9 protein-coding genes are annotated in these 12528 nt (G+C 73.1%); 3 read left to right on the top strand and 6 right to left on the bottom strand.

From position 1 onward, the window contains the following. Nucleotides 1–13 precede the first annotated feature (13 nt). Nucleotides 14–2830 (bottom strand): leucine--tRNA ligase, encoded by a 2817-nt coding sequence (gene leuS, locus IT780_RS26205; RefSeq protein ID WP_199514340.1) that lies wholly within the window; start codon nt 2828–2830, stop codon nt 14–16. Between the two features lie 502 nt (nt 2831–3332). Between leuS and IT780_RS26200 the strand changes: the two genes are divergently transcribed. The 3 genes from IT780_RS26200 to IT780_RS26190 all read left to right on the top strand — a co-directional run bounded on the left by IT780_RS26200 (nt 3333) and on the right by IT780_RS26190 (nt 8212). Next, nucleotides 3333–4382 carry an AAA family ATPase gene (locus tag IT780_RS26200; protein WP_199514339.1) on the top strand — a complete coding sequence of 350 codons (1050 nt, stop codon included), beginning with the start codon at nt 3333–3335 and terminating at the stop codon, nt 4380–4382. Between the two features lies 1 nt (nt 4383). Further along, nucleotides 4384–5676, top strand: a complete 1293-nt coding sequence (locus IT780_RS26195; protein ID WP_199514338.1) for a DUF58 domain-containing protein — start codon at nt 4384–4386, stop codon at nt 5674–5676. A gap of 70 nt (nt 5677–5746) precedes the next feature. Next, nucleotides 5747–8212, top strand: a complete 2466-nt coding sequence (locus tag IT780_RS26190; RefSeq protein WP_199514337.1) for a transglutaminase TgpA family protein — start codon at nt 5747–5749, stop codon at nt 8210–8212. A gap of 85 nt (nt 8213–8297) precedes the next feature. Here IT780_RS26190 and IT780_RS26185 read toward each other — a convergent pair whose 3' ends face one another. The 5 genes from IT780_RS26185 to IT780_RS26165 form a co-directional block, all read right to left on the bottom strand. Beyond that, on the bottom strand, nt 8298–8612 hold the full coding sequence (locus tag IT780_RS26185; protein WP_199514336.1) for a GNAT family N-acetyltransferase: 315 nt from the start codon (nt 8610–8612) through the stop codon (nt 8298–8300). Nucleotides 8613–8736: 124 nt separating this feature from the next. Next, complete coding sequence (locus tag IT780_RS26180) at nt 8737–9123, bottom strand: SCO2097 family morphological protein (protein ID WP_199514335.1); 387 nt, start codon at nt 9121–9123, stop codon at nt 8737–8739. A 91-nt stretch (nt 9124–9214) separates the two neighbouring features. Then, complete coding sequence (locus IT780_RS26175; protein ID WP_199514334.1) at nt 9215–10510, bottom strand: DNA polymerase IV; 1296 nt, start codon at nt 10508–10510, stop codon at nt 9215–9217. A gap of 10 nt (nt 10511–10520) precedes the next feature. Next, complete coding sequence (locus IT780_RS26170; protein ID WP_372443797.1) at nt 10521–11741, bottom strand: alkaline phosphatase family protein; 1221 nt, start codon at nt 11739–11741, stop codon at nt 10521–10523. Further along, complete coding sequence (locus IT780_RS26165) at nt 11738–12484, bottom strand: methyltransferase domain-containing protein (RefSeq protein WP_199514333.1); 747 nt, start codon at nt 12482–12484, stop codon at nt 11738–11740. Before IT780_RS26165 ends, IT780_RS26170 begins: the two co-directional genes overlap by 4 nt. Nucleotides 12485–12528: the final 44 nt, after the last annotated feature.

Raw genomic sequence — 12528 nt, 5'->3', positions numbered from 1 at the left:
CAGCAGGTGAAATCTAGACGACGACGCTGACCAGCCGGCCCGGCACCACAATCACCTTGCGCGGCTCGCGGCCCGCCAGCGCGTCGGCCACCTCGGCCAGCGCGGCGGCCCGTACGGCGTCCTCGGCCGTGTCCGGCGCGACCTCGACGCGGCCGCGGACCTTGCCGTTGACCTGCACCGGGTAGGTCACCGACTCGGCGACCAGCTGGGCCGGGTCGGCGACCGGGTAGTCGGCGTACGCGCACGTGTCCTCGTGGCCCAGCTTGCGCCACAGCTCCTCGGCCAGGTGCGGCGCGAACGGGGACATCATCAGCACCAGCGGCTCGATCGCCTCGCGCGACGTCGCCTGCAGCGGCGTCAGCGTGTTGGTCAGCTGGATCAGCTTGGCGATGGCCGTGTTGAACCGCAGCTCGTCCATGTCCTCGCGGACACCGGCGATCGTCTGGTGCAGCGCCCGGCGGGTCTTCGGGTCCAGCGGGGTGTCGGTGACCCGGATCGCGCCGGTCTCCTCATCGATCACCAGTCGCCAGACCCGCTGCAGGAAGCGCTGGGAGCCGACCACCGCCCGGGTGTCCCACGGGCGGGACACGTCCAGCGGGCCCATCGCCATCTCGTACACGCGGAACGTGTCGGCGCCGTACTGCTCGCTCATCTCGTCCGGCGTGACGACGTTCTTCAGCGACTTGCCCATCTTGCCGTACTCGCGGGCCACCTCCTGGTCGCCGTAGTAGTACTTGCCGTCGCGCTCGACGACCTCCTCGGCGGGCACGATGACGCCGCGCGCGTCGCGGAAGGCGTACGCCTGGATGTAGCCCTGGTTGAACAGCTTGCGGAACGGCTCGAAGGACGAGACGTGGCCCAGGTCGTACAGGACCTTGTGCCAGAAGCGCGCGTACAGCAGGTGCAGCACGGCGTGCTCCACACCGCCGACGTACAGGTCCACGCCGCCCGGGTCGCCCGGACGCTGCGGGCCCATCCAGTACGCCTCGTTCTCCGGGTCGACCAGCACCTTCTCGTTGTGCGGGTCCAGGTAGCGCAGCTCGTACCAGCAGGAGCCGGCCCACTGCGGCATCGTGTTCGTCTCGCGGGTGTACGTCTTCAGCCCGTCGCCCAGGTCCAGCTCGACGTGAACCCAGTCCTTCTTGCGCGACAGCGGCGTCTCCGGCTCGCTGTCGGCGTCGTCCGGGTCGAACGTCCGCGGGGAGAAGTCGTCGACCTCGGGCAGCTCCACGGGCAGCATCGACTCGGGCAGCGCGATGGGCAGGCCCGTCTCGTCGTACACGATCGGGAAGGGCTCGCCCCAGTAGCGCTGCCGGCTGAACAGCCAGTCACGCAGCCGGAAGGTGGTCGCGCCGCGACCGTGGCCCTTCTCCTCCAGCCAGGCGATCATCGCGGCCTTCGCCTCGGCCACGCCCTTGCCGTTCAGGAACTCGCTGTTGATCACGGCGCCGTCGCCGGTGTACGCGCCGTCGAAGTCCTCGGGGGTCTCGATGGTGCGCACGATCGGCAGGTCGAACGTCTGCGCGAAGTCCCAGTCCCGCTCGTCGTGGCCGGGCACCGCCATGATCGCGCCGGTGCCGTAGCCGGCCAGCACGTAGTCCGCGATGAAGACCGGAACCTTCGCGCCGTTGACGGGGTTGGTGGCGAACGCACCGGTGAAGACGCCGGTCTTCACCTTGGCGTCGGTCCGTTCCTCCTCGGTCTTTGCCGCGGCCGCTGCTCGATATGTCCGGACCGCCTCCGCCGGGTCGGCCGCACCGCCGGTCCATGCCGGGTTCGTCCCCGCGGGCCACGTGGTCGGCACGATCGCGTCGACCAGCGTGTGCTCGGGCGCCAGCACCATGTACGTCGCCCCGAACAGGGTGTCGGGGCGCGTGGTGAACACGGAGATGACGTCGTCGCCATCAGTCGGGAAGTCGACGTGCGCGCCCCGCGAGCGGCCGATCCAGTTGCGCTGCATCAGCTTGACCGGCTCCGGCCAGTCCAGCGCGTCCAGGTCGTCGACCAGGCGGTCGCCGTACGCGGTGATCCGCATCATCCACTGCTTCAGCGAGCGCTGGAAGACGGGGTAGTTGCCGCGCTCGCTGCGCCCGTCGGGGGTGACCTCCTCGTTGGCCAGCACGGTGCCCAGCCCCGGGCACCAGTTGACCGGCGCCTCGCTGACGTACGCCAGCCGGAAGCCGTCGATGACCTTGCGCCGCTCGACCGCCGGCAGCTGCGACCAGGCGCGGCCGCCGGGGACCTCCCGGGTGCCGGCCTCGAACTCGGCGACCAGGTCGTCGATCGGGCGCGCCTTGCGCAGGTCCGGGTCGAACCACGAGTTGAAGACCTGCAGGAAGATCCACTGGGTCCAGCGGTAGTAGTCCGGGTCCGTGGTGGCGAAGCTGCGGCGGTTGTCGTACGCCAGCCCCAGCCGGCGCAGCTGCCCCCGGTAGCGCTCGATGTTGGCCTCGGTGGTGGTGCGCGGGTGCGTGCCCGTCTGCACCGCGTACTGCTCGGCGGGCAGGCCGAAGGCGTCGAAGCCCATCGGGTGCAGCACGTTGTAGCCGGCCATGCGCTTGTACCGGGTGTACGAGTCGGTGCCGATGTAGCCCAGCGGGTGCCCGACGTGCAGGCCCGAGCCCGACGGGTACGGGAACATGTCCTGGACGTGCAGCTTGGGCGCGCCCGCGCGGGGGTGCGTGGGGTCGGCCAGCTCGCCGGTGGGGTTCGGCGCGTTGAAGGTGCCGTTGTCGGCCCAGTACGCCTGCCAGCGGGGCTCGATCTCCGCGGCCTTCGCGGCCGTGTATCGGTACGGCGGGATGTCCGCGTTGGTCTCGGACTCGCTCATCGTCACCATCTCGTTCTCGTCGTCGTGGCCGGGCCTTGGGGCATAAGAGGGCACAAAAAAGCCCCCTTCGGCAGGAGGGGGCGCCGCGCTTGTCGTCGTCCTCGGGGACGACGGCGCGGCTAGATAAGAAGCAGGAAGGCGCGGGCCATATCGGCATGGTACTCGCCCCGCTCCGGGCGCGGCGACCGGTATCACCCGTCCTTCGATGAACCTTTTCAACCTGGCATTGAGCCTGACAGCCCCGGTCCGCGGACCGGCGGCGGGTGCTGCCGACCTCGCCACGTTGAAAAGGTTCATTCGTAACCCATCCGATATGCGTGTCTGGTTGACCACGCGACGTGATAGGCCTTAACGCCCTACTCGGCGACTTGCTGTGACCGGGCTAACCTGTCAGGAACGGGCGGCGGCGCCGGAGGCCCACGGACACCCCGGCCGCCCGCGAACCTTCGGTTCCCTTTCGGCGTCAGTGCAGGGAAGGGGCAGAACGACATGGAGGAGGCCCGTGACAACCCCCACCTGGGATGAGCCCGGCGGCCCGCTGCAGGGTGACGAGTTCCGCGCCGCCAGCGAGGCGATCATCGCCAACATCGAGCAGGTCATCGAGGGCAAGAGCGCCACCGTGCGGCTCGCGCTCGCCGTGATGCTGGCCGAAGGCCATCTGCTGATCGAGGACGTGCCCGGCGTCGGCAAGACCAAACTCGCCAAGGCCCTCGCGCGCTCGATCGACTGCTCGGTCCGCCGGATCCAGTTCACCCCGGACCTGCTGCCCAGCGACGTGACCGGCGTCAGCGTCTACAACCAGGAGACGCGCGACTTCGAGTTCAAGCCGGGCGCCGTCTTCGCCAACCTCGTGGTCGGCGACGAGATCAACCGGGCCTCGCCGAAGACCCAGTCCGCGCTGCTCGAGTGCATGGAGGAGCGGCAGGTCACGGTCGACGGCACCACGTACGAGCTGCAGGCGCCGTTCATGGTCATCGCCACGCAGAACCCCATCGAGATGGAGGGCACGTACCCGCTGCCCGAGGCACAACGCGACCGTTTCACCGCGCGCATCGCTATGGGCTACCCGGACCCGCGCGCCGAGCTGGCGATGCTCGGCGGCCACGGCGCCGTCGACCCGCTGAACAAGCTGCGCGCCGTGGCCGACGCCGCGCTGGTGCGCCGGCTCATCGCCACGGTCCGGGACGTGCACGCGGCCGACGCGGTCCAGCAGTACGCGATCGCGCTGGTCACCGCGACCCGGGAGGCGCCGGAGATCCGGCTGGGCGCCTCGCCGCGGTCGACGCTGCAGCTCGTCCGCACGGCCAAGGCGGTCGCCGCGCTCGAGGGCCGCGACTACGTGCTCCCCGACGACCTGCAGGCGCTGGCCGTCCCGGTGCTCGCGCACCGCATCATCCCGACGGCCGACGCGCAGCTCAACCGGCGCACCACGGACGCGATCGTGGCCGAGATCGTGCACCGGCTGCCGCTGCCGCACGACCGGAGCCGCTCCCCGTACGACACCCGCGCCACGGGCGACGGCCGGGCACAGTACGAGTCGCGGGGGCTCTGACATGCGGGAGGCCATGCGGGGCATGACGACCCGGGGCCGCTCCTTCCTCGCGGCGGCCGCCGCCGCGGCGATCTCCGCTGTCATCCTCGGCGAGCGCGACCTGCTGCGCGTGGCGATCCTGCTGGCGGCGCTCCCGCTGCTGGCCGCCGCGTACGTGGGCCGCAGCCGCTACAAGCTGGCCTGCACGCGTTCGCTGGAGCCGGGCCGGGCGCCGGTGGGTTCCAGCGCGCGCGTCATCCTGCGGCTGCAGAACATGTCGCGGCTGCCCACCGGCACGTTGCTGCTGGAGGACCGGCTCCCGTACGCGCTGGGCAGCCGTCCCCGCGTCGTGCTGGAGCGGCTGGGCGCGCACACGGCCAGCTCGGTGGCGTACACGGTGCGCGCCGACGTGCGGGGCCGCTACCCGGTCGGGCCGCTGGTGATCCGGCTGACCGACCCGTTCGGCCTGTGCGAGCTGACCCGCTCGTTCCCCAGCGTCGACCGGCTCACCGTCATCCCGCAGGTCGTCCCGCTGCCGTCCGTACGCCTCGCCGGCGAGTACGCGGGCACCGGCGACAGCCGCGCCCGCTCGGTGGCCGTGCACGGCGAGGACGACGCGGCCACCCGCGAGTACCGCCGCGGCGACGACCTGCGCCGGGTGCACTGGCGCTCGACGGCCCGGACCGGCGAGCTGATGGTGCGCCGCGAGGAGCAGCCGTGGGAGTCGCGGGCCACCGTCGTCCTGGACACCCGGCAGCACGCCCACCGCGGCGAGGGCCCGACGTCCAGCTTCGAGTGGGCGGTGTCGGCGACCGCCAGCATCGCGGTCCACCTCCGCCAGGCCGGCTACAAGCTGCGCCTGGTCACGGGTACGGGCATCGACCTCGACGCGACCGAGGCGGGCGGCGAGGGAGCCATCCTCGACACCCTCGCCGACGTCAAGCTCAGCCCGACCGGCGACATCTCGGTGCTGGTCGACGCGGTCCGGCGCCGCTCCGACGGCGGGCTGGTGATCGGCCTGTTCGGCGCGCTCAGCGTCGCCGAGGCCGAGGTCCTGAGCGGGCTGCGCGGCAACGGCGCGACCTGCATCGGCTTCGCCGTCGACAGCTCCACCTGGGTGAACATGACCGCGCCCGACCGGCAGGAGGCCGACCGGCAGCACGCCGCGACGTCGCTGGCGCTGGTCCGCAGCGGCTGGCGCTCGGTGCCGGTCACCCACGGCGACTCGCTGGCGGCGCTCTGGCCGGCGGCGGGACGCGGTTCGCAGGGCTTCGCCTACCGCGCGGCGATGGCCGAGACAGTGGCGGGCATGTGAAGACGGGCAGGCCGGTGCGCACGAGCGGGCACGAGACGACGAGCGGGCATGTGAAGACGGGAGCAGTGCTGTGACCGGGCGACGACGACTCGGGCTGGTGGCGGCAGCGGCGACCCTGCTGGCTGCCGCACCGCTCTCCGCCATCTTCGACACCTGGACGTGGCTGCTGCAGTGCATCCTGGCGGTCGGCCTGGTCGCGGGTGCGGCGGTGCTGGCCCGGACGCTGCGGTTCCCGACGTGGGCCCAGATCGCGGGCATGATCCTCGTGCTGCTGCTCACGCTGACCTGGATGTTCCCCAGCGGCGAGGAGCTGCTGGCGCTGCTCCCCACGCCGTCGACCTTCAACCACTTCGGCGAGCTGTTCACCGAGGCGGGCAACGACACGCGGTCGTACGGTGTGCCCGTACCCGACCGGGACGGCCTGCTGTTCCTCGCCGCCCTCGGCATCGGCTCGGTCGCCATCGCGGTCGACGTGCTCACGGTCATCGCCCGCCGGCCGGCCCTCGCCGGGCTGCCCATGCTGGCGATCTACTCGGTGCCGGTCGCCGTGTACGTCGACAGCGTCCCGGTGGTGCCGTTCATCGTCGGCGCGGTCGGCTTCCTCTGGCTGCTCGTCGCCGACAACGTCGACCGGGTCCGCCGCTTCGGCCGCCGCTTCACCGGCGACGGCCGCGACGTGGACGTCTGGGAGCCGTCGCCGCTCGCCGCGGCGGGCCGCCGGCTCGCCATGATCGGCGTCGCCGCGGCCGTGCTGCTCCCGCTGATCGTGCCGGGCCTCGACACCGGCCTGCTCAACCGGCTCACCCAGGTCGGCACGGGCGTGGGCGGCAACGGTACGGGTACCGGCGGCAACGGGCGCATCAACCTCTTCGCGTCGCTGACCGGCCAGCTCAACCAGAGCAAGACCACGGACTTCGTCCGGGTGCGTACCACCGAGCGGGACCCGTTCTACCTGCGGTTCGGCGTCGCCGACGTGCTCAGCGCGGACGGTTTCAGCAACCGCACCCCGACCGGCCGGCCGCTGTCGCGGGGCATCGACGACCCGCGGCGCAACGACCGTACCGACGGCGGGAGCTACCAGCAGTACCACGCCGAGGTGGAGGTCACCGACGACTTCGGTCAGACCCTCGCGCCGGTCTACTCCCTGCCCGTCGACGTCGACGGCCTCGACGGCGCCTGGTCGTACGACCCCAACTCGCAGGTCGTGTTCTCGAACCGGACCACCACCAAGGGCCAGAAGTACTCCTTCGACTACATCCGCGCCAAGTACACCCCCGGCGAGCTGCGCCGCTCCGAGCCGCTCGCCGAGGACGACCCGATCCGTACGCAGTACACCTCCGTCCCCGACGACCCCAAGGTCGAGGCGCTGGTGGCCGCGCGGATCAAGGGCGAGGACACGCAGTACGACAAGGTCATGGCGCTGTACCGCTACTTCTCCCGGGAGAACGGGTTCTCGTACAGCCTGCAGGCGGCGGACCCCACCGGCGGCGCGTCGGCGATCTCCGCCTTCCTGGAGAACAAGACCGGCTACTGCCAGCAGTACGCGGCGGCCCTCGCCTGGATGGTCCGCGAGGCCGGCATCCCCGCCCGGGTCGCGTTCGGCTTCACCCGCGGCAGCACCCGCGACGGCGACACGTACGTGCTCACCAACCGCAACGCCCACGCGTGGACCGAGGTCTACCTCGACGGCTACGGCTGGATCCCGTTCGACGCCACCCCGGCGGCGGCGGTCGTCGGCTCGAGCCGCTCCGAGTGGGCCCCGGACAACGACCGCGTCGAGACCCCGACGGCCACGTCGAGCTCCTCGTCGGCGCCCGGCGCCGACGCCTCGTCCGGACCCGACTCGAACGACCGTGCCGACCGTGACCTCGGCGCCGGCGCCCTCGACAACGCGGGCGCGCCGCCCTCGTCCGGCGCCTCCGCCACGGGCCTGATCGTCGCGGGAAGCGCCGCGCTGGTCATCGCCCTGCTGCTGGTACCGGCCCTGCGCCGCATCCTCGTCCGCCGGCGCCGGCACGCGGCCACCACCCCGGTCAGGGTCACCGCGGCGGCGGGCCCCGCACCCCCGGGGGCCCGCGACGTCACGGTCACGACGGAGTCGGCCCGCGCCCGCGAGGACGCCCACGCCGCCTGGGACGAGCTCGTGGACACGATGGTCGACTACCGCGTACCCGTGGATCCGACCGAGACCCCGAGGCACACGGCCCGCCGCCTGATCCGCGAGGCCGAACTGGAGGGCACCCCGGCCGACGCGGCGACCCTTCTCGGCCAGGCGGAGGAACGCGCCCGGTACGCCCGTACCCCGCTGCAGGGCGACGGCCTGGCCTCGGCCCTCACCCAGGTCCGCCGCGGCCTGGCCCACACGGCACCCCGGGGTACCCGGCTCGCGGCGGTCCTCCTGCCCCCGTCGGTGATCCTCCGCTGGCGAATGGGCCTGGGCGACGCCTCGGCCCGCTGGATGGGCACCCTCAGCCGCGGCCGCGACGTCCTGGTCCGCTTCAGCCCGCGCCGGCTCCTGGCCAACCGCAGCCGCTGACGAGAAGACGAATGATGCCGCCCGCGTTGGCTGCGGGCGGCATCGGCGTGTCCGGGGTTGGTTCCGGCCCGGAAGGGCGAGCTTGTCAGGTCAACCGCTTGTGGAAGTGGTGCTTGGCGGAGCCGTGTGGCATGCCCGGGGTGAGACCCACCTGCTCATACCCGTGGCGCAGATAGAACCCGGGCGCCTGGAACGACATGGTCGCCAGGACGACCCGGTCGCAGCCACGCCGCCGGATCTCGCTCTCGGCCGCGGTCAGGAGCCGGCTGCCGAGGCCCCGGCCCCGATGCTCCGGGGACAACCACAGGGATTGGATGCTGCCGCAGCCACCCCAGGTCCATCCGGTGACGCCGCCGATGAGCGTGCCGTCGTCGTCGGTGGCCCGGATGGAGAGCGGCATGTTCGAGCCGCACGGAAGCATCCGATTTCGCCGCCGGCAGCCGGCGCTGCGCAGGAGCGAGCGCCGCGACCCGGACATACGGCGATGGCGGCCGGATGGCCGCCATCTTGTCGCCGGTCGTGGGCTAGCGGTGACCTTCGGGGCGCTGACGCCAGCGGTCCTCGAGCCGGTCGATCAGGCCCGCCTTGCGGGTCTGCCGGGTGCGGCGGGTCGCGGTGCCGCCGACGGCGTGCAGGTCGGGTGCCTGCCCCTTCCGGCGGCTCTGCATCGCGAACGCGGCCGCTGCCAGCATGACCACGAAGCCGGCCACGCCGAGCGGCGTATTGCGGCTCACCGTGCCGTACACAACCAGTGCGAGACCCAGGACGATCACCAACGCCGCGACGACCAGCCGGCGCCGGGCGTGGAAGCGTGGGTCACTGTTCCGCACAGCCGAGGCGAACTTGGGGTCCTCGGCAAGCGACCGCTCGATCTGATCGAACAGCCGCTGCTCGTGCTCCGAGAGCGGCACGGCATTCCTCCCCGGGCGCATGTCCGGCCACCCGGCGGTGGTGCGGGCGGCCGATGGTGCGAGACAGCCGACCGGCTGCCTTACCGCAAGTCTACGAGGGGGTTGGCGGGTCGGAAAGCGGGACGACCGTCGAGTGGGGGTGATTTTCGGTCCGGCGCAGATCAGTTCGTCCCAAAAGACTGGCCGGACCGACGATGGTCCGGCCGAAACGGGCCGCCACGGCATCGGCGGCGGTCTCCGCCTCGCGCCAGCCGCGTTCCGGTTCGCCCAGGGTGAGCTGCCGCGATGCGGTCGCCGCGGGGGTGAGGCCCTCGACCCGTACGCCGATGAGCCGGATCGGTTCGGTGGGGCTCAGCGCCCGGAACAGCGCCCAGGACGTCTCGAAGATTTCACGGGCGACGTCAGTGCCGCCCGGCGTCGTGCGGGAGCGGCTGACCGTGCGGAAGTCGGCGAGGCGGACCTTGATCGAGACCGTACGGCCGACCGTGCCCGCCGCGCGCAGGCGGGCGCCGACCTTGTCGGAGAGGGCGAGCAGGCTGCGGCGGAGCACCGCCGGGTCGCTGACGTCGGTGTCGTACGTCAGCTCGGCGCCGATCGACTTCTCCTCGTGCTCCGGGGTGACCCGGCGCGGGTCCCGCCCCCAGGACAGCTCGTGCAGGTGGGCGGCGGACGCCTCGCCGAGCGCTGAGCGCAGCATGCCGACCGGCGCCCGGGCTATGTCACCGACCGTGCTCAGGCCCAGGCGGCGCAGGTGCTCGGCCGCCTTCTCCCCCACGCCCCACAGCGCGTCGACGGGCAGCGGGTGGAGGAAGTCGAGGGTCAGGCCGGCCGGGACGACGAGCATGCCGTCCGGTTTGGCCCGGGTGGAGCCGAGCTTGGCCAGGAACTTGGTCGGCGCGACCCCCACCGAGCAGGTGATCCGCTGCTCCTCGGCCACCCGGCGGCGGATGGCGGCGGCGATGGCGGCGGGCCGGCCGAGCAGCCGCCGGGCCCCCGCGACGTCCAGGAACGCCTCGTCCAGGGACAGGGGCTCCACCAGCGGGGTCACGTCCCGGAAGATCTGCATGACGGCCCGGGAGGCGGCCGAATACTCGCTGAAGTCCGGTGGCAGGAACACCGCGTGCGGGCAGAGCGCCCGGGCCCGCGCGGACGGCATCGCGCTGCGGACGCCGTACCTTCGGGCTTCGTAGCTGGCGGAGCTCACGACGCCGCGCGGGCCGACCCCGCCGACCACGACGGCCTTGCCCCGCAGCTCGGGGCGGCGGCGCACCTCGACGGCGGCGAAGAACGCGTCCATGTCGACGTGCAGGATCGGGCATCCCGCGTCGTCGGCGCCCGGCCCGAACCGCGGGTCCCGTCCCCGGCCGATCGCCTGGCTGCGTCCCACGGCAAGCAGACTAGAGCGGGGGTCCGACAGAAATGAGCAGCGGAATCAGCATCTCGGCGGCGGTCACCGACCCGTGGTACGCGACCAGCGACCCCACCGACGGCGGCTCCCATCCCCCGGCGAGCACCACCGTGTGACCGAGGCACACGATCACCACGTCCCCGATCCGGTCGAGATGCCCGGGCGCCACCGGGCCGTACAGCCCGAGCTCCACGGCTTCCTCGCGGGTCAGCACCCACGCCGAGGACCCGAGCACCTCCCGGTACGCGGCCACCACGTCGTCCCGGGCGCCCGGTTCGACGTACAGGTAGCGGGCCCGGGGCTCCCCCGAGACCCCGGTGATCGCGGCGCTCAGCGAGGGCTCGGCGGCCAGGTCGAGGCGGTTCTCCGGCGGGATGTTGAGCTGCCCGTGGTCGGCCGTGACCAGCAGCGCCGCCCCGCGCGGCAGCCCCTCGGCGAGGCGGGTGACCAGCTCGCCCACCTCCACGGCGGCGGCGCGCCACGGCTCCGAGTCGACGCCCGAGCCGTGTCCGTGGTGGTCGAGGTCGGCGTAGTAGCCGTACACGAGGCCGGGGCGGGACAGGGCGCCGAGCATGGCGGTGGAGAGGGCGTACGGGTCGGTGGCGCCGGTGAACCCGGCACCCCGGTACGCCGCGACGGTCAGGCCGCTCCCCTCGAAGTGCGGCGGGGTCACGAGGGTCGTGGCGACCCCGGCGCCGGCCGCGGTCTCGAAGCGGGTGGGCAGCGGCTGCCACAGCGCCGGGTCGGGGTCCTTGCCCCATCTGATGTGGTTGAGCACGCTGCCGTCGGGCCTGCGTACGGTGAACCCGAGGATCCCGTGCGCCCCCGGCGGCCGGCCCGTGCCCAGCGTCGTGAGGCTGACCGGGGTGGTCGACGGGAAACCGGCGGTGAGCGTTCGTCCTGTCAGCTCGCCGAGGACCGGCGCGTACGGCGCGGCGACCGGAAGCTGGTACGCCCCCAGCCCGTCCACGAGCAGCACCGCGATCCGGTCGACGCCGCCGAGCTGCTCGCCCAGCCCCAGCACGTCGGCGGCGCCCGGCACCCCGAGCACGGCCGAGACGCTGGGCAGCAGATCCGCGAGACTGCCGCGCCCGTAGGCCGGCCGGACCACCGACAGCGGGTCCGGCAGAAAGGCGTCGCCGGCCGGCAGAAGAGCGTGGCCGGCCTGCCGGACTGCTGGGAACGGATCCGGCAGCGGGGGGAGGCTCACGGGCGCCGGGCGAAGACGTGCAGCTGGGAGGCGAGGTCGCGGAACGGCAGCCGGGCGGACAGCGCCAGCTCCAGGTCGATCATCGCCTGCGGGTCGCCCTCGACCACCGCGGCGGGCAGCAGGTCGGCGAGCACGCGTACGCCGTGGGTCTCCTCGACCGTGAGCCCCGCCGTGGTGAGCAGGGCGACGGCGGACTCCGCGTCGTAGCGCCGGCGCAGCGGGTCGCGCTGCCCGGCGCGTCCGTCGGGGTCGGTGAGCAGCGCGGACGCCGCGCCGAGGTGGCCGTTGAAGGCGCGCCCGAGCACCGCGGCGGCGCGGCCGGCGACCAGCAGGCTGACCGCTCCCCCGGGCCGCAGCGCGGCGGCGATCGCGTCGGCGACCCGGGCCGGGTCGTCGACCACCTCGAGCACCGCGTGGCAGAGGATGAGGTCGACGCTGCCGGGCGCGACCAGGCCGGCCAGCGCGTCGCCGTCGCCCTGCACCGCGCGGACCCGGTCGGCGACGCCGGCCTCGGCGGCACGCCGGGTGAGCGCGGCGAGCGCGTCCGGGCTGGCGTCCACCACGGTGACCGCGTGCCCGGCCTCGGCCAGCGGTACGGCGAACCCGCCGGTGCCGCCGCCCACGTCGAGCACGGTCAGCTCGCGACCGGCGTGCCGCTCGAGTTCGCGGCGCAGCACGGCCCAGACGGCGGCCGTACGCACGGTGACGGGCGGGCGGGGGGTACGCGTCGATGCGGTGTCCACCTGCGCAGCGTATCGGCCCGCCGCGGGCGCGGGGGCGGCGAGCC

Source organism: Nucisporomicrobium flavum (genome assembly GCF_016464385.1).
Taxonomy (GTDB): domain Bacteria; phylum Actinomycetota; class Actinomycetes; order Mycobacteriales; family Micromonosporaceae; genus Actinoplanes; species Actinoplanes flavus_A.
Note: the sequence above shows the minus strand (reverse complement) of the source record. Positions and strands in the feature narration are given on the sequence as shown.

Bases quoted from the DNA above. Each gene is read 5' to 3' on its own strand.
- IT780_RS26195 (WP_199514338.1), top strand. From the start codon at position 4,384: ATGCGGGAGGCCATGCGGGGCATGACGACCCGGGGCCGCTCCTTCCTC.
- leuS (WP_199514340.1), bottom strand. From the start codon at position 2,830: ATGAGCGAGTCCGAGACCAACGCGGACATCCCGCCGTACCGATACACG.
- IT780_RS26185 (WP_199514336.1), bottom strand. From the start codon at position 8,612: ATGCCGCTCTCCATCCGGGCCACCGACGACGACGGCACGCTCATCGGC.